Raw genomic sequence first — 18,223 nt, forward strand, 5'->3', positions numbered from 1 at the left:
CGGCACGCAGACTTAGCGGACCAGGATTTTGGTTAATATTAAGATATGTGCCGAACGGTAACGTGCCTACGCATCGCTCCATATTCAATATAACTACTCCGGTTTCATAAAACCGGGTGACAAGTGTCAGAAAATTTTTTTTCAGGAAAAAAAACGACAGCGATTATTTCAATGTGATCACATTGCCTGAAGCCTCATAATGAATATGGGCAGTAGTTTTCAGATCAGACAGGAAGTCTTCCAGCCGGTTGCGATCCATAAGGCCAGTGACGGTTTTTCCATCGAGGCTCGATTTATCAGCTATAAATCGTACACCGTAAAAACGGGAAGCCTCCTCTATAAGTCTGGGAATTGGCATATTATAATAGTAGTAGATCCCGTTCCGCCAGGCCAATACCTCTTCTTCATCAAAATGGCTGCTGCTGAAGCCTTTGCCATTGCCATACCTCGATTCCATTCCCGGCAGCAGGGTCACCTGCTCATTCTCTTTATTACGGGTGATCACCTTTCCATCCACCAACGCGGTTTTCACCACTCCGGCCTGGTAAGTGTTGACATTGAAAGAGGTACCCATTACCTGTACGCTGGTAAGTGGCGTACGCACAATAAAAGGATGACCGGCATTTTTTGCGACCTTGAAAAATGCCTCGCCTTCTACGAATACTTCCCGGGCAGCTGTGCCGAAATGAAATGGAAAACGCAGCCTGGTAGCCGCATTCAGCCATACCTCCGTACCGTCAGAAAGGGTTAGCCGGTAACTGGAGCCAGCCGGTACATCCAGCATATTCATGGTAGTATCCGTAGAAGTATATTTCAGACTACCGTTACCGTTATTAAGTGTAGTACTATTTAGAGAGATGGTTTGCGAAGTGCTGTCGTGGTTCAGCTCTACTGTTTGCCCCTGCCCTACTGTCAGGCGGATCGCCTTATGGGGCGGCTTTACCAATCCGGCAGTGGTGGCAGCTTTACGGCCCGGATTCAATATAAAAAACAGGTAACCGCCGGCTCCCAGCAATAGCAGCAGGCTGGCAGCTGCCAGTACTCTCTTTAGTGCAAACACCTTCCGTCCGGTGCCAGGGGTTCTGACCTCCCTGATGGTTTCCAACACTTCGGCAGAGTCGATACGCTGCAGGAAATTATTTGCGTCCAGTTCTGTGCCTGTTCTTTCCAATTGCTCCCACTGTGTCCGGAATGCAACATCCTCCTGCAGTTGTTGTTGTACATACTGCTCCTCATCTGCCGTGAGCGTGCCGGACAAGCGTTGTATATATAATTCAAATATTTTTTCCTGTATCTCTTCCATAATTAACAACACCGCGGGTTACGAGCCCTTATTAACAATAGCATGACGCAAAACCTTCAGCCCCCGCTTCAGATGTGTTTTGAACGAGTTAATACTGATCCCCATCTCATCTGCTGCCTCCTGGTAACGTTTTCCCTGTATATATACCATTTGAATGGCCGACCGCTTCTGCGTGGCCATATCATTAATAACAGTCAATACCTGTTTATAATAATCCGGAGAGTTTTCCTGTCCGGGTACCACCATATCATCCTGTAACTGCGTAAATGCCTGCTGACGTTCCTTCTCCGTTTTCTGTTTCTTAAGATGGGTAAGGCAACGGTTTTTGACCGCCTGATGCAGATACCCACGGATATCGCCATTGAATTGCAGATATAGTTTCTTATCCCAGATATCCAGGAAGAAGGTTTGTACCAGGTCGTTTGCTTCTGCTTCATTCCGCAGGAACCAATACGCATTCAGGCAAAGCATCTTGTGATACTTCATAAATAAAGCATCATAGGCGGAGTTATCTCCTTCCTTTAACCGTTGCACCAATTCTATGTCTGACGGATGATCCATGTAATAAGAAAGCCCTACTATGGTTGCTGGTTGATAAATTATACTCCGGGAGCGTGCCATCCCGTTCTTTCATTGTTCGTCTGATATATACAGAGATTTTGGTCTGCTGTTTCCCCTGAAAGTAAAGTCAAGGTAAAAAAATTAATTATAAAAAAGTGTACCGGCTATAAAAAAACGTGAATAGTATACATAATGGTCCGTCATACGCGGTTATTCCGCCGCGTAGATTACTTTCGGTACCTTAAAACAAAAAGAGCAGCTGTAATCAGCTGCTCTTTTCTTATAACTTAAAGAAGATCTTCTTCTTATAAAGCCAATAACATAATCCCCATTCAAGCGTCCATACTGCCAGTGCAGAAAGCAACTCCCTTACGCCTTCCGGTATGCCTGCGAGGCCGGTAAACCCTTTTACAAAGATTCCCACCGTGGGATTTACCCATTGGCCGCCAACAGTTTCGAAGAAGATATATATAAAAATTGCGTTCATTCCCACTACGGTCGCTATCCAGGCATATCGCTTATTATTCTTTACATCTACCAGCCAGTATAAAAATGCCAGTACTAACATCACCCAGCCACCGGAAGCCAGCGTAAAGGAACTGGTAGCAATCCGTTTAATGATGGGGGTAATACCTGCCCAATCCAGCCCAAAACCGCTGATCAATCCTACGGCGCCCGCAATAAGCAGAATGCTGATCTTTTTCTGCGATGACAGATCGCTGATCAGCAATTTGCCCGCCAATACCCCCCAGATCGTATGCGCAGCCGTTGGCAGAATATTAATAGCTACCCATCCGCCCGAATTGATCTTGCCCATCAGTACAGTATCCATCCATGCACCGAAGTTATGGCCCTGCACAAAAGGCTGGTCGAAACCAGGCATCAATACAAAACGGTACAGCAACTCTGTAAGCAACAACAGTAGCAGGCTTATCGCCAGCTGAAAGCCCCAGGATCTGCGGATGATCAGGTACGCAATGATAGTGGTAACAGACAACTGCGTAAGTACATTCCACAATTCCCATACTAACCTGCCCGCATACACGCAATGCAACGCTGTACCAAACAGAAACAGCTTGAAGCAGCGAATAGCAATATGCCGGAAGTTCTGTGACCAGGAAACGCCCTTCAGCGTTTTGTAATAGTAAGAAATGAACATAGCAGATCCGGCCATGGTCATAAAGGATGGCTGTACCAGATCCCACGCCCGGAGGCCGTTCCATGGGTGGTGAAAAAACTGCTGAACAATAGCGTCCGCAAAGCCGGATAGATGCAGATGTTTGAGGGAACTATAGACTTCCGCACTTTCTCCCGCCAATAGGATCATGATCAGACCCCGCATTACATCCAGTGAAATCAGCCGTTGATTGACATTAGTTGTGGTGTTCATTGTTCCTGATTATTCGCTTAAAATAATATATTATTCTGGCATATTCAACTGGAATGCCGCGCTACCCTCATCCGGAATTGTGCCCAATTGTGCACTCCAATCCTGACTGGTGGCCACTATACCCAGCTTTATGGCCGTTCCGGTCAACCGTTTGATCTTTGACCGGTCCAACTTTCCTTCAAAGCGAATTACGCCGTTTCCTTCCACTACTGTCCCCAATGTGTAAAAGTCGGTTCCCGATTGCTGATCAAAGCTGAAACTGGTTTGTGCGCCGGAATGATAATACATGGCAAATGGAATAGGCGCTGTGGCCGGTTTGAGCAATGTTTGCCCTTCCAGCAACACATCATAACCACCACCGGTGAACAGGGATGTGAGCAACCCGGTACCAGCATCGTTATCACTGTCTATATAAAAGTCGAAGATGTAATTATCCGATACCTTACCACTGATTTCCACATAGAAATAAACACTCTGGCCATCGTAGTCAAACTTGGCTTTCTTAAATACCCCGCCCTTAGGGCCTGCCGTAATTACATTTTGACTGATGGTATCCCAATCGGCCACGCTGTTATCGTTCAACTTTACCGGCGAGGTTTTAGAAATCCGGATCACAGTAGATCCTTCTGCAGTGACGCCGGAGGTAGAAGTAGCGTAAAGTGTTGGTACATACTTGCCTTTTCCATTGTAGATATGAACCGGACTTTTTTCGGTAGATGTGGTGCCGTCCCCGAAATCCCATTTCCAGGTAGCGGCGCCGGTAGTGGTGTTATTGAAGGTTACCTGATTCCCATCTACCGCTATCGTATATACGACAAGCGGAGCAGGCTCGTTGTTATCCTTCTTGCAGGATGCTGTTAAAAAAAGCAGGAGGAGGATGATATTGCGCAGTTGCTTTTGCATGATGAGCGGTTTTAAGGGTTCTGTACACACAGTTTGTTGGTTTCAATTTCATCGATCGGGATGTAATAAATGATCTTAGGATTATCAGGTGCTATGATCATCCCGGGATATCCGGAAGGATTGGCAGCAGGATTGATATCCGATTGTTTAAGTCCCGGAAGATGATACCCCCAGTAGGTTCTGTTGAGCGACAGTTTATTACGGTAGACATCGAATGAGCGATGTCCCTCAAATGCCAGTTCCAGTCGCCGTTCTTTCAATACTACATCCAGCGCGGTTTTCCCGGAAGGCAGCTGTTGTTTATATAAAGCGGCGGACAGCCCGCGGTTGCTGCGGATCGCATCCACATCATCCAATGCAGCAGCAACGTTACCTGATTTTGCTTCCGCCTCTGCCTTGTTAAGATACATTTCTGCCAAACGGAACAGGATGGGCGAGCTCAATGTAGGGCTGCCACCCTGACCGGAGAATTTGGAAATGTAATAGATGTCGATACCATTTTTTTGCTGCACTCCTCCGTTATCATCTTTCAGTGGTACAATATACTTCCAGCGCACATCCGCAGGATTTGCACTCATTGTATCTCTCAATGATGCAGAAGCAAACTCCTCTCCCCAGCCGGAGTTACCGTTGGAATAGATCATAGAGGCGATAGAGCCGAACTTGCCGTAGTCATCTACCGGAGTAAATGCCACACAAAGTATGGTTTCAGATGATGCAACAGCATTGGCAAACAGATTGGGGAAAGTAGCGGTGGTGGCAAGAGAAAAGCGGCCCGACTGTATCACTTTATTGGAGAAGTAAATAGTACTATCGTTTTTCCCTTCATACAGGTAAGCCCTTGAAAGCAGGGCCCATGCTGCTTCCCTGGAAGCATACTGCACACCACGGTTCTGCGTCATCAGGTCGGCAGCACGCCTGGCGTCTGCAATCACCTGTGCATATACCTCTCCTACTGAAGCCCTGGCTTTCTGCCCAGGATCGCTGGTGCTGGTATGTATGATTACGCCAGGTGCCGCCGGATTCTGTGTATAGGGCATCGCGAATAACTTCACCAGGTTAAAGTGACTCAGGGCACGCAGGAAGTAACATTCGCCTAACATCTGCTGCGTTTGTACGTCGGCGTTAGCCTGCTTCTCAACGGCTTCTATTACTGTGTTGGCGCCGTTGATAATTTTGTAAGAAATATACCAGAAATAACGTGTATTCGTTTGCGTGGGAGAATGGCCGAGGGAGAAGCTATAGAATAACGGATCCTCTGTTGTTTGGCCACATACAATATCATCACTGGCAAAATCAGACAGCTGAAAATACTGCCGGAGATACATGTTATTATCATCTTTGGTACCGTTGAACTGCACGTGGTCTTTCATCAGGGAATAAGCGCCATTCACCGCATTCCTCAGCCCTTCAGGAGTAGTGGTAATGGTTTCCGTAGTGAGTGCATCACTTGGATTCACATCTTTCATACATCCTGTTTGCCACAACAACAAAGGCAGTAATATCAATATTAAAAAAGTTGATCTCATGACTGGCAGTTTAGAATCTGAAATTAATGTTGAACAGGTACTGACGGTTATTCGGATATTTGAAATCCGATACACCGGGCATCACCTGCGATCCGGGTGTGATAGTGGTTTGCGGATCCTGGCCCAGGAAATTGGTGAACGTGCGCACATTATCAGCAGTGAAGCCAACAGAAACACCCTGCATTCCCCACCGGCTCACCAGCGCATGTGGTAACTCATAGCTCAGGCTGATATTACGTAATGCCAGGAAACTACCATCTTTCAAAAAGCGTGTAGACGTTTGCGTGCTATTGGCGGAATTCTGCGGACTCGGCTCCGTTGCGTCATCGCCCGGATGGCTCCAGGTATGGCTTCCCCCCGGTAGATTCACCTGGTTATAGTAAGGCTCGTTGCCGTCGTTTTCTACAAAACGCAGGTTATTGCTGTATACTTTGTTGCCCGACAGAAAATAAATATTTACACCTAATGAAATGCCGTTGTAGGTAAACGTATTGGTCATGCCTCCCTGGAACTTAGGCAGCGCCGACCCTACTTCTTCATAAGTAGCGGCAGCATAATCGGAAGTAGCACTCCTTGAACCATCTTTATTGATCACCTCCCACTGTGGTGCTCCGGTTTGCTTATCCACACCCAGCCATTTAGGCATATAGAATTCATACAGGTTTCCACCGTTGCGATAGATCTGCGATATGCTCCAGGTAGATTGTGTATTGATGATATTAGCCGGGAACTTTTGCAGTTTATTCGTGTTGAAGTTGATATTAAAATCAGTACTCCATCTGAATTTACGGCTGCTGATATTCACACTGCTGATACCCAGTTCCACCCCATTATTCACGAGCTCTCCCACGTTTTCCCAACGGGTTTCAAATCCAACCGACAAAGGCTGTGATACCTGCAGCAAAAGATTTTTTGTGATGTTATTATAGACATCTAATGTCAGGTCGATCCGTTTAAACAAACTGAGGTCGATCCCTCCATTCCACTGATACTTGCTTTCCCAGGTAAGATCCGGGCTTGGCAGCTGTGAAGGCGTAGCAGCCGTTTGCGAATTGTACTGACCATTCAGTGAAAACAACGCCAGGTAACGCGATGAGCCAATATCCTGCGTACCGGTAACACCATAGCTGGCTCGCAGCTTTACATTCGTGAAGATATTGTTGTCTTTCAAAAAATCTTCATTACTCAACAACCATGCTGCAGAAACAGCAGGAAAGGGGGCATAACGGTTACCCGACGGGAAATTGGAAGAACCATCCACACGGAACGAGCCGGTGAGGAAATATTTATCGAGGTAACTGTAATTGACCTGAGAGATAAAAGACTGTATGATGGCTTCATTAAGACTACCATTCACCAGCTGATTATTAGCCACTACATTCAGTACCTTCAATCCAACCGGAAGCCCTTTACCGGAAGCGCCCATTGTTTCTACATTATTGCCTTCAAAGGCAACACCAGCAAGACCGCTGATACGATGATCTCCCATACGGAAATCTACCTTCAACAGGTTGTTGGAAATATAACCATAGTTGAGTGTACTCAGCTCATTCAGATAACCGGTACCATGATACTGACCGGCAACTTCCGGTGAATACCAGGTTTTGTTTTTGTTATATCCCAGTGAAAGCCGGTTGGTACTGGTGAAAGTAAGCCAGCGGGTAATGCCGATATTCAATCCCATATCGTAATTGACATCGAAATTTTTATAGGGATGTTCGGAGTGCTGAATGGTATGAATAGGATTCACTTTATCGCGCGACCACCACTTGAAAGCAGAATTCCCATCTACATACAAAGCTTTACCGGTGCTGTCGTACGGGTTATCCCAGGGCATATTCAGGAAGGCATAGTACATATCGTTATAGTCGTACGTTTTGCCGAAAGCGCCACTGAGATTGATATTATTGGTAAGACTGATATTTTTTGTAAAGTGGTAGGTAGAATTGGCCCTGAGATTTACCCGCTGGTAGTTGGTATTCATAAACGTTCCTTTCTCATTGTAATAAGAAAGGCCGAGGTAATAGTCAGCTTTTTCTGTTTTACCACTGGCCGACAGGTAAACATTCTGCATCGGCGCACGGCGGAACATATCAGTGAGCCAGTTGTAGTTCTGATTCAGCAGGGAAAGCGGACGTTCGTTATAAAATTTAAGCAGGTCGATCTTATAAGAATTATTTGTATTTCCGGGAATATAATCGCGATAATATTCTTTCTGATGTTCGTACAACTGACGACCGTTCATCATATCCATTGTTCCGAAATCGGGCGTGCGGAAACCCGTTGTGATCTTTGCCTGGAACTGGGTTTTTCCTGAACCGGCTCTTTTGGTAGTAATGATGATCACTCCTGCGTTGGCCTGCGATCCGTACATAGCCGTAGCGCCGGCATCTTTCAAAACAGTTACATTCTCAATATCATTCGGGTCGTAATTACCGCCAATAATTCCATCCACCACCACCAATGGGCTTTGGGAAGCATTCACGGAAGATATGCCACGCATACGGATCTCTGCAGCTGCTCCGGGCACGCCGGAACTGCTTACTACCTGAAGACCGGCCACCTTACCCTGTAACATAGTACCCACATCATTGGTAGTAACGTCTTTTAATTTGGCCGCATCAACTACCGTAACAGAGCTGGTAAGTTCGCTTTTCTTTTTATCGGAATAGCCTACCACTACTACCTGATCGAGCTGGCTGTTGGCAGTGTGCAGGGTCACCTGCATGCCGTTATGGGCGGGCAGTTCCTGTCGTTCGAAACCGGTAAAAGTAAATACCAGTATTTCGCCGGGCCTGGCAGGTATGGTAAACTGTCCACCTGCATTAGTGGCAGTTCCCCGCGTGCTGCCTTTGACGATCACCGTAGCCCCCGGAAGCAGTGTACCATCGGCGCCTCTGACTACACCCGCTATTTTCCCCACCGTATCGGCGGGTGCTGCCGGCGCAAGCTTCGGCCGGATCACGAATACGCCGTCGTTCACGGCAAGCGTCAGCGGCTGATGCAGCAGGCATTCTTCCAGTACCGATTGCACGGAAGCCTTATCCACATGGAGCGTAACGGGAGTAGTGTTCTTCAGCGAAGATTCGTTGTAGATAATCGTTGCGCCCGACTGGATGATAATTTCTGCAAATACTTTCTGCAGTGGCATATTCTTCACAGACAGGGATACCTGTTGAGAGAAGCTCCTGGCGCTTACATGGAGGCAGGCGATCAGGATAAGCCAGGTGGTCATTTTCATAACCCTCAAAATTTTGGTTAATAAAAGTCCCTTGGGGAGAAATCGTTTCTCCTTAAATTTTAAATCCATACTTTTAATAAGGTTTAGAATTCTTAAATGATCTTGGTGATCTTACAGGATGCTGGACTTTTGCCGGGGGTGTTGTCACCACCTCCGGTTTTTCCATTGTTCAATAACTCAGTTCATACGTTTTTTTACAAGATTTATGGTGTTACTATTACTTTGTTTCCCTCAATTTTAAAGTGATTACTTCCGTTTTCTTCCAGCACATGCAGTACTGCGGAGAGGTTCAGGCGCCTGCTGATACCGCCTCCGTATAATTCTTTTCCGGGCTTCGCCTGGTATACAATTTCTACATCATACCAGCGGGCTACCTCCCGGAGAATAGTAGCCAGATCAGTGTTATTAAACACAAAGAGGCCGTTTTTCCAGGCCATGATCCTGTTTACATCTACATTTCTTACAGACAGCTCATGATTGCTCAACGCCAGCACAGCCTGCTGACCGGGCTGCAGTATTTTATCTTCTACCCTGATTCTGCCTTCAGCGAGGGTAGCACTAATCGTTGGTTCGTCGGGATAAGCCATCAGATCGAACCGTGTGCCCAGCACGGTTACTTCCATGGCGCCGGTTTGTACCCGGAAGGGGTGTGCCGCATCAGCCGCTGTTTCAAAGTAAGCCTGACCCTGCAGCGTTACTTTCCTTTCTGCGCCGTTGAAAGCAGTAGGATAGCGCAGGGATGAAGAAGAGTTCAGCCATACCCGGGTGCCATCCGGAAGTACCAGCTGATACATCCCTCCTCTCGGCACCGATAGGGTGTTATACACTATTTCAGCTCCCGGCGAAGTGCCCTGATAAGAAAGCTCTCCTTTGTTTTTCTTAACTACATTCGCGCCACCCTGCCGGCTCAGAGGGCCGTTGGCGACATCATCGAGGGCGATTGTGGATCCGTCGGCGAGGGTGAGTACAGCTTTTTGGGAGGCCGGAGATTTATCTGTGCCTGCTTTAGCAACAGTTATACTAGTTTGTGCCGGCGCCGTATGTTGGTGTTGCCAGCCAAACCAGCCTGCAACCCCAATCAGCGCTGCAATGCTGGCAGCTATGGCATATGGCCGGTAGCGGGGCTTCCGGGAGGGAGTTTCCTGTAACAGGGGCGTTAATTTACCCAATAGCCGCTGCTCCAGCATTTGCCGGTCTTCCCCCGGCTCCAGCGGGAGCGGTACTTCAGTATCGTCGAAACTATTGTACCAGTCGTGAAGCGCGTTGGTTTCTTCCCTACTGGCATTGCCTTTCAGATAACGTTGGATCAGGTCTTTCAGGTACTGCATAATAACAGAGTACAAAAAAGTGCCGGCAACCCTTAGTCGTTTTCAGATTTTTTTTCAGAAGAAGAAAGAAAGATAGGGATACACATCGCGGAGGCGAAGCCGGAGGTGTTTCAAAGCCTTGGTGAGATGGGCTTCCACTGTTTTTTCAGATAGCTGCAGTGTAGCGGCGATTTCTTTATTAGAGAGCTGATCGCGGCGGCTGTAGAGGAAAACCAGGCGGCATTTTTCGGGCAATCCGTCGATCGCCTGATTCAGTCGCTGCTGCAGGCTATAATAATCCAGCAGGTCCATAGCGGGGTCTTCTGCCGGTTGTAATACGGCGTCGGTAGCTTCAATAGGCTGATCGGGCAACAAGCGGCTGATCTGACGGAATACGGCATAGCGGGTGGCGGTAGCGAGGTAACCGGGAAGATGTTGGATATTCAGTTCGTTCCGGCGCTGCCAGAGGCTGGCGAGGACTTCCTGTACCACATCTTCAGCAGCAGTGCGGATACGGAGACGGTTATATGCGATGGCATATAACTTTTCCCAGTAGCGGCGAAATATCTCAGTAAAGGCCGCTTCATCGGCCTGGTATAGTCGTTGCAAAAGCGCTATGTCACTCAGTTCCTCCACGTATAATAATTGGTTGATATCCGACGTTGGCTATAAAAATAACTAAAAACGGCCGGATTTACGTGAATATCGGATGAGTGGTCAGGCTTTCTTCTTTGGCTTTACAGCTTTTTTCAATGTTTCCTCCACACGGTATTTCACGATTTTGGTAATGAGTGCCAGCGGCATGGGTTTATCGAGAGGAAACTGAACGGAGCCTTTTCCTGTCTGGTAAGCGGACAGGTCTTTTTCGAAGGCTTTGAGTCCGGTGGGTGCGGGATAAAAACCGATATGGTTTTTAAAGGCGGCAAAGTGTACCAGGTTGGAGTTTTTCAGGCGGAAAGTAGGAATGCCGTAGCGGATGGCTTCCTCGCCGTCTGGAACGGATTTGCGGATGGTAGCGCGGACCTGCTCGAGGATGGTCTGAACTTCCGGGGGAAATCCGGCGATGTATGCTTCGGTGGTTTCGACGGTGGTAGCTTTCATGGTTTGAGTGTTTAGGGCAAAGTTAGGGGGTGAGGATGGAATGGAGGGGGTGAGGAGGCGACAAATGGAGGGGTGAAGTGCGACAGGGTTTAATACATCTACTTCCCAACAATAATATCATTCAGCAAATCAGGCTTAATTTCAGAAAGATCCTTCGCGTTCAGGATTGTCAAATACGCCGCATTACCCCGCTTCAAAAACAACAGGTTCATCGGAACGCTCCTTACAGCACCAAAACCCATTGGGATATTCTCTCCTGACACCACAATATCCTTCTGGCCATTCTCTTCATACTTTATTGAAAAGCTCTTACAGATAAGCGAGTAACTAATAATACTGTCATTCTGTATTACCCGCTGTATCGCCTTCCCGGAAATGGTAAGAAATATTTTGGCAACAGGATTAACATGATCTCCCCGGCACATAAATTCATACTCAAGGCCCTTGCTAAGTCCATGATACCCCGTCAGGCCAGGTATTTCTATACCCTTTTCTTTCACAGTCAGCAACTGATTCCACGGGATATCTTCCCGTAAATCTATTTTGTAAGACACCAGGCGATAGTTGCTGTCGATGCTTACTACCACTACCGGGTTTCTCTGTTTAAATTGAAGGATTAGTCCGTTACCCAGCTTACCAGTGTATTTTGAAGAGACCAGATTATTTTCATCGCGTGAGGTTGTTGGGATAATAGTAGATTCGTCTATGGCCGACGCAACAAAGATGATTGCACGACCTATCAACATTGCCATAATTATGGCGCCTGCAATAATAGCCAATGTTTTGAGAGAAAACCGATTGTTTCTTTTCATGATACTCTAATTGGAATATTGATATCATCCGTATTTACCTAACTCGTCATCCAGATCCTTCATAAACTCTTTTATATCAACTATAAATCCGGATTTATCGCCGACAGAAAAGATATTCAGCAGGTAGCCTTCACTGTCGATCAGATCGATGATTTCCGTAGCAAATCTATCGATACTGATCGCCATCACCTCATATCCTTCCCATTCACCTGTAGCTGATAACTGCGCATATTCGGCGGCGCTCCACAGGGATAGCATTTTCTTGTCACCTATTTCTGCGATGGCCAGATTGTTATTTTCGGCTAATGAGTACATCATTTCTCCGTCTGCTATCCATTTGATGGTGTATTGATAGCGTTCGAAGGGGGAAAGTTTTATGACGTTGTCTATTTCTTTTTGAGATATTTTTTTCATGCGTGGTGTTATGTATAGATGCTATTCCTGTACTTTATCCAATCGTTTCTGTAAACGTCCTGTAATAGATTTAATATTTATAACCACAAATAAAATAAAAACCAGCAATGAGAATGATTGTATTTCAAATTCTATTCCCTTTCCATTTAAGCCGCATCTTAAAAAATACACCTCCATCGTCGGAGTAAAAGTTACCAGATTCAACATTCCAACAAATAAAGTAAAAAGGGTAAACCATCTTCCTGCCCTGGGTTTCAGGCGGGTTATTATCAGACTGATTAACACGAGGAAAATACCAGGGTAAAATTTATCAACCAATATTATATTGGTAGTTGAAACAGTGTAAATGCTATAGGCTAATGCTACAGCCAATACACCAATCGGAACATATTGTAATGCAGCTTTGAAATTCATAGGCCGTTTTATTTATTATTACAGCAGATACCCTTCTTCCACAGCCGTCTCCAGCCGCCCAACTGTCAGGGCATTTCTTTCACGCCTTCTGAAGAAAAAAGAGCCTGCCTCTGATTCAAAATAATCATCAATATTAAACCTGTCAAGGCCAACTTTAAAAACTTCAAAAAAGCTCTCTATAGCTGTAAGTATCCCAACTTTCGCCTTCGCCTTTAGGGCAAAAATCAAATCTCTCTCCATCAAGATATATTATTATACCCGTACTAAATTCAAACTGACCAACACGTCTGAAAGGAATTATTTCATACATATGTTACCATTTATCGAAATGATTACACGTAAAGTTGTAATAAAAACGAAGCCTTTTATGATTCTGCCGTCTTTATCACATTGACCATAAAAAAACCAGGTTTTATTCTTAAAGAAAAATACCAAACATTCTCAACTTCCCTCACCTCAGTTGGGCTTTCATTATCAAGCTTCACTTGTAATTCTATCTTCCCTTTATCTCCCAGAAACTTTATCTGTGTCAGGTCTAAACTTTTACCCCACAAAATCATCGCGCTATTTACATCAGTCGCCCTAATCTGACTAATATATGTACCCCCTCTAAATTCCGCAACAAATGTATATATAGTCATATTAGTTATTTTACTTTTCGATAGTATCGCTACGGCATGTTCCAAATAGCTAACAGTATCAGGCCACACTGAAAACATCCGGGGTCTACTTACTATGTTGGCAGTTCTATACTAAAAACAGTACGGCTAACAAGAAGTTATTTCATTTACAATATAATTAGTATTAACAATAAAAAGCGAATTTTTTATGCGATCCAATCCCCCGCCTTCCCATCGCAGCCACCCCACTTACTTTTACCCCCAAACCCAATTCCCTCATCAAAAACGATCTTTATGAAAACACTTATTTTAGCTGCCACCCTCATTCTCCCATCATTCACCAGTAGCAACTCCTTTGCCACCACCCAAACTGAACATGCAACTCCTGCTGCACGTGTAACCGTAAGAATACGCGTATCACAAACCATCGCGGGGATTGAAACCATACTCCCCATTCTGAGCTACACTGCTACCAACATGAACACAGGTTTAACAGCTACTGCTGACGCGCTTGATCCTATCTATGAATGTGATCTGGCTGTACAGGAGGGTGATATCATTCGCCTGAATACACTAAATTCTCCATTGGCAAAATTTCATACTGTAACCGCTGATGATATCGCCAACGGATACATCAAGATCGATATTCTATCTTAAAATTAAACTTTGAAATAAGAGAAAAAGGGCTGTATACAAAAGTGAAATGTACACAGCCCTTTTCATTTGTTATTCAAGGAACACCGCCCTGTAACGTCCAAAGTTGATCGTCATCTAATCTTTATTCATTCTCATAATCGCCGGCACAAACCGACCCTGTATCTCAATCAACTCTTCCTGCGCACGAATCACACTTTCTATATCTTTGTACGCAAGCGGATTCTCTTCCACGCTGCCACCAATCAGCGTTACGCCCGCTGCCGATAACATTTTTTTCATCCCAGAAACGGTCATATTTTCTTTTGCCCGCGCACGGCTCATAGCACGGCCCGCGCCATGAGAGGCGGAGTAAAGCGATTGCGACACGCCTTTACCCATTACGAGGTAAGCGGCACTGCACATGCTACCCGGAATAATTCCCATCTCTCCGGCATGCGCCGGCGTAGCACCTTTGCGGTGAATAATCACTTCCCGTCCATCTGCCAGGGTATCTTTCCAGGCAAAATTGTGATGATTCTCCACTGTGGCCAGCGCCTGCAAACCCAGCGCCTTCAACAAATTGATATGTATACGGTCGTGGCACGCCCTGGCATAATCGCCTGCGAGGTTCATCGCCAGCCAGTACTCCTGCCCTGCCTCACTGTTCATATCCAGCCAGGCCAGTTGCTGCGCCGATTTCGGCAGCTTGCAGCTATTCATCGCTATCTGCGTATAATGCTGCGCAATGTTGGCGCCCAACCCGCGACTGCCGGAATGCGACAATAAAGCCAGGTATTGTTTAGCGGGCAGCTGAAGAGCATTATCCTCCTTCAACGTTATCAGCCCGAACTCCACGAAGTGATTGCCGCTGCCGGAAGAACCCAGCTGCCTGGCGGCTTTGATCTGCAAACGACGCAGCATTTCCGTCGACTGAAACGCCGGACTATCCAGTACTTCATGCTCCTGCTGAAAATCCAGTCCGCCTTCCATACCGAAATGTGTGAAGTCTTTCAGCGCCACTTTTACCTGGTAACCGTAACGCTTCAGGAAACTTTCTCCTTCATCCAATATGCTCAGCGCCATACGGCAACCAATGTCTACGCCTACTGCGAAAGGAATCACCGCATTACTGGCCGCCAGTACTCCTCCGATGGGTAGGCCATAGCCGGTATGTGCATCCGGCATCAGTGCTCCCTGCACGGTTACCGGCAGTGCCATCGCTACTTCCATCTGCTGTTTGGCGGAACGTTCTATTTCTTTGCCGCCGTATACTTTCAGCTGGCCGGTTTGCTCCAACAGGTCGTACGACTTGAAACGGCATTCCGCCGGTTCATCGAGGAAAGTGGCTGCAATGCGGCCTAACACTTCGTCCGACTGGTACTTCGCAGGATCTGCCTTGATATCTTCCAGCAAACTAATGATCTCCTGCCTGGTATGATGCTTGAAATGACGGGAGATAATATTGATAACCAGACTCCTCGCCTGATCATTGGTATAACCTATTTTACTTAATTCTTTTGTTTTTAAACTGCCCATATAATGGAGTTGTTATAACGACCGGGCATACCACGGTCATGCACAAACGAAAATCATTTGCACGATTATAAAAAAATGAAAAACTGATCTCAGGTGAGATAATCGATATTGCAACAGTCAGGCAAACAAAAAGTATAACGTACAGGTGCACACGAATAAACAAGGGTAATAGTCCGTCTTATACAAATGTAAAACGTTGCGTTTGCCTGATCAGGCAATAAACGAAAGAGGCGATATGTGGGTATGTTCTGTCATGATTCCTTACGTTTTAGTAGTCAATAATGTAGGAATGCGGGTGCAAAGGTATGTTTATTTTTTTGATTACCAACAAATAGATTTCCGGGAAACTACTCTCCTCTTTTTTTCCCGCGGATTTTAACATTTCATACCATACTAAAAAAGGGAATATCCCTCTTCCTGATGTAAATTTGTAGACGCCCGCCATTAACCTCCGGCAACTCAGGCCGGGCGGGTAAATCAATAAACAACTAAAATATTTCTTATGAACAAACAGCTCATTCGCAATGCCTATAAAGTATACTGGCTCGAGAATGGTAATGCGCCTGTCTCTGTATACGCTCTCTGTAAACAGATAGAAATCACCGAGGCCGCGTTTTACGAGGAATACAGTTCGCTCGAAGCTGTGGAAAAGGATATCTGGCTCGCTATATTCCAGAACACACTGGATCAATTGCAGGCAGATGAAACCTATCAGCAGTATAACGCGCAGGAAAAACTACTTGCCTTTTACTTCCTGTGGGTACAGAAATTGAAAGAAGACCGCAGCTATCTGCTGTTGCAACGCAAACACTTCCGGTTGCCCGACCTCTACCGGAATAAGCTGGAAACCTTCCGCCACGCATTCAATGCGTATGTAACCAATCTTGTGAAAGAAGGCTACCAGTCCAGCGAAATAAAAGAGAGAAAATACATCTCCGACCAATATGTACATGGCTTCTGGTTGCAGGCGCTGTTCGTACTCAAATACTGGCTGGATGATACCAGTTCTCAGTTTGAAATGACGGATGCCGCTATCGAAAAAGCGGTGAACCTGAGCTTCCAGCTTATCAAGTCTAATACCCTTGACAGCCTGCTGGATTTCGGGAAATTTATTTTTACGCGCAAATAAGCGACATGAAAGAACAATCCAATATTCCCACCTCCAGGGTGGAACGGGCAGGCAAATTCGTTACGACAGGACTTAAAGTTGGTACTAACTATATCAAACACTACACCCGCAAGCTGATGGATCCTTCTATCACCAAGGAGGAACTTCATCTCGACAATGCGGCCGATATTTACAATACCCTGAGTAACCTGAAAGGCAGCGCCCTGAAGGTTGCCCAGATGCTCAGTATGGACAAGGGCATGCTGCCCAAAGCTTACACGGAGAAATTTGCGATGTCGCAATACAGTGCCCCGCCATTGAGTGGACCGCTGGTGGTAAATACTTTTATGAAGACATTGGGCAAATCGCCAGCGCAGTTGTACGACCAGTTCGACATGCATGCTGCCAACGCAGCCTCTATCGGACAGGTACATCAGGCGGTGAAAGACGGAAAAAAACTGGCCGTTAAGATACAATACCCGGGCGTTGCCAACAGCGTCAAATCCGACCTCCGTATCGTGAAACCCTTTGCTATACGCATTGTAGGGATGAACGAAGTAGATATGGATAAATATTTTGACGAAATCGAAAGCAAGCTGCTGGAAGAAACCGATTATAAACTGGAACTGCGCCGGTCTATGGAGCTCTCCCGCCAATGCGCACATATTCCCAATCTGAAATTCCCGGTGTATTACCCCGAGCTGTCGTCCGAACGCATCATCACCATGGATTGGCTGGACGGCCTTCATCTGAAGGAATTCCTGCTCACCAATCCCTCCCAGGAAGCCCGCGATAAAATCGGCCAGGCCCTGTGGGATTTCTACCAGTTCCAGGTACACCACCTGCGCCAGGTACATGCCGATCCTCATCCCGGCAACTTCCTCATGCGCCCCGATGGCACCGTCGGAATATTCGATTTTGGCTGTGTTAAGGAAATTCCGGAGGATTTCTATACCAATTACTTCCTGCTGGTGGATAAAGAGGTGTTGAAAGATGATAAACGCCGCATGGAAATATACTACAACCTGGAAATGATCCACCCTACAGACACACCGAAGGAAGTGGAATTCTTTTCCGGCCTTTTCCAGCACATGATCAATCTCATGACGCTTCCCTTTACCCTGGAATCCTTTGACTTCGGCAATGAAGCCTATTTCAATGAAATATACGCTTACATGGACGAACTGTACAACATGAAAGAGGTCCGCGATTCCAAAGTAGCCCGCGGCTCCCGGCATAGTCTGTACATCAATAGAACATATTTCGGTCTGTATTCCATTCTGAGTGACCTTAAAGCGAAAGTCAGAACAGCGTTTAAGAATTAAGAATATGGAATGAAGAATTAAGA

At 46.2% G+C, this 18,223-nt stretch carries 18 protein-coding genes; 3 read left to right on the forward strand and 15 right to left on the reverse strand.

Annotated elements, in window-relative coordinates:
* Positions 1 to 163: 163 nt before the first annotated feature.
* The 14 genes from UNH61_RS22895 to UNH61_RS22960 all read right to left on the reverse strand — a co-directional run bounded on the left by UNH61_RS22895 (position 164) and on the right by UNH61_RS22960 (position 13,616).
* Complete coding sequence (locus tag UNH61_RS22895; RefSeq protein ID WP_326994338.1) at positions 164 to 1,303, reverse strand: FecR domain-containing protein; 1,140 nt, start codon at positions 1,301 to 1,303, stop codon at positions 164 to 166.
* Positions 1,304 to 1,321: 18 nt separating this feature from the next.
* The gene (locus tag UNH61_RS22900; RefSeq protein ID WP_326994339.1) at positions 1,322 to 1,864 is read right to left on the reverse strand and encodes a sigma-70 family RNA polymerase sigma factor; all 543 of its coding nucleotides are present in this window, start codon (positions 1,862 to 1,864) and stop codon (positions 1,322 to 1,324) included.
* A gap of 280 nt (positions 1,865 to 2,144) precedes the next feature.
* Positions 2,145 to 3,254, reverse strand: a complete 1,110-nt coding sequence (locus UNH61_RS22905) for a DUF5009 domain-containing protein (RefSeq protein ID WP_326994340.1) — start codon at positions 3,252 to 3,254, stop codon at positions 2,145 to 2,147.
* A 30-nt stretch (positions 3,255 to 3,284) separates the two neighbouring features.
* On the reverse strand, positions 3,285 to 4,157 hold the full coding sequence (locus tag UNH61_RS22910) for a PKD domain-containing protein (protein WP_326994341.1): 873 nt from the start codon (positions 4,155 to 4,157) through the stop codon (positions 3,285 to 3,287).
* Positions 4,158 to 4,168: 11 nt separating this feature from the next.
* Complete coding sequence (locus UNH61_RS22915) at positions 4,169 to 5,686, reverse strand: RagB/SusD family nutrient uptake outer membrane protein (protein WP_326994342.1); 1,518 nt, start codon at positions 5,684 to 5,686, stop codon at positions 4,169 to 4,171.
* A 10-nt stretch (positions 5,687 to 5,696) separates the two neighbouring features.
* Positions 5,697 to 8,927 carry a TonB-dependent receptor gene (locus UNH61_RS22920; RefSeq protein ID WP_326994343.1) on the reverse strand — a complete coding sequence of 1,077 codons (3,231 nt, stop codon included), beginning with the start codon at positions 8,925 to 8,927 and terminating at the stop codon, positions 5,697 to 5,699.
* A gap of 203 nt (positions 8,928 to 9,130) precedes the next feature.
* Entirely contained in the window at positions 9,131 to 10,255 is a 1,125-nt protein-coding gene (locus UNH61_RS22925) for a FecR domain-containing protein (RefSeq protein ID WP_326994344.1), read from the reverse strand.
* Between the two features lie 54 nt (positions 10,256 to 10,309).
* The gene (locus tag UNH61_RS22930) at positions 10,310 to 10,870 is read right to left on the reverse strand and encodes a sigma-70 family RNA polymerase sigma factor (protein WP_326994345.1); all 561 of its coding nucleotides are present in this window, start codon (positions 10,868 to 10,870) and stop codon (positions 10,310 to 10,312) included.
* Between the two features lie 81 nt (positions 10,871 to 10,951).
* Complete coding sequence (locus UNH61_RS22935; protein ID WP_326994346.1) at positions 10,952 to 11,335, reverse strand: DUF1801 domain-containing protein; 384 nt, start codon at positions 11,333 to 11,335, stop codon at positions 10,952 to 10,954.
* A 98-nt stretch (positions 11,336 to 11,433) separates the two neighbouring features.
* Entirely contained in the window at positions 11,434 to 12,147 is a 714-nt protein-coding gene (locus tag UNH61_RS22940; protein WP_326994347.1) for a hypothetical protein, read from the reverse strand.
* 24 nt (positions 12,148 to 12,171) lie between these two features.
* Positions 12,172 to 12,561: a DUF2750 domain-containing protein gene (locus UNH61_RS22945; protein ID WP_326994348.1), complete on the reverse strand. Its 390-nt coding sequence runs from the start codon at positions 12,559 to 12,561 to the stop codon at positions 12,172 to 12,174.
* A gap of 21 nt (positions 12,562 to 12,582) precedes the next feature.
* Complete coding sequence (locus tag UNH61_RS22950; protein ID WP_326994349.1) at positions 12,583 to 12,975, reverse strand: hypothetical protein; 393 nt, start codon at positions 12,973 to 12,975, stop codon at positions 12,583 to 12,585.
* An 18-nt stretch (positions 12,976 to 12,993) separates the two neighbouring features.
* Positions 12,994 to 13,215 carry a hypothetical protein gene (locus tag UNH61_RS22955; protein WP_326994350.1) on the reverse strand — a complete coding sequence of 74 codons (222 nt, stop codon included), beginning with the start codon at positions 13,213 to 13,215 and terminating at the stop codon, positions 12,994 to 12,996.
* 125 nt (positions 13,216 to 13,340) lie between these two features.
* On the reverse strand, positions 13,341 to 13,616 hold the full coding sequence (locus UNH61_RS22960; protein WP_326994351.1) for a hypothetical protein: 276 nt from the start codon (positions 13,614 to 13,616) through the stop codon (positions 13,341 to 13,343).
* A 273-nt stretch (positions 13,617 to 13,889) separates the two neighbouring features.
* Here UNH61_RS22960 and UNH61_RS22965 point away from each other — a divergent pair, with 273 nt between their 5' ends.
* Complete coding sequence (locus tag UNH61_RS22965; protein WP_326994352.1) at positions 13,890 to 14,252, forward strand: hypothetical protein; 363 nt, start codon at positions 13,890 to 13,892, stop codon at positions 14,250 to 14,252.
* Between the two features lie 114 nt (positions 14,253 to 14,366).
* Here the strand turns inward: UNH61_RS22965 and UNH61_RS22970 are convergent, their stop codons facing one another.
* Positions 14,367 to 15,767, reverse strand: coding sequence for an RtcB family protein (locus tag UNH61_RS22970; protein ID WP_326994353.1), 1,401 nt, complete (start codon positions 15,765 to 15,767; stop codon positions 14,367 to 14,369).
* Between the two features lie 502 nt (positions 15,768 to 16,269).
* On the opposite strand from UNH61_RS22970, the gene UNH61_RS22975 reads away from it, so the two are divergent.
* Both UNH61_RS22975 and UNH61_RS22980 read left to right on the forward strand, forming a co-directional pair.
* On the forward strand, positions 16,270 to 16,896 hold the full coding sequence (locus tag UNH61_RS22975; protein ID WP_326994354.1) for a TetR family transcriptional regulator C-terminal domain-containing protein: 627 nt from the start codon (positions 16,270 to 16,272) through the stop codon (positions 16,894 to 16,896).
* A gap of 5 nt (positions 16,897 to 16,901) precedes the next feature.
* Positions 16,902 to 18,200 (forward strand): AarF/ABC1/UbiB kinase family protein, encoded by a 1,299-nt coding sequence (locus UNH61_RS22980; RefSeq protein WP_326994355.1) that lies wholly within the window; start codon positions 16,902 to 16,904, stop codon positions 18,198 to 18,200.
* Positions 18,201 to 18,223: the final 23 nt, after the last annotated feature.

Source organism: Chitinophaga sp. 180180018-3, from assembly GCF_037893185.1.
Taxonomy (GTDB): Bacteria; Bacteroidota; Bacteroidia; order Chitinophagales; family Chitinophagaceae; genus Chitinophaga.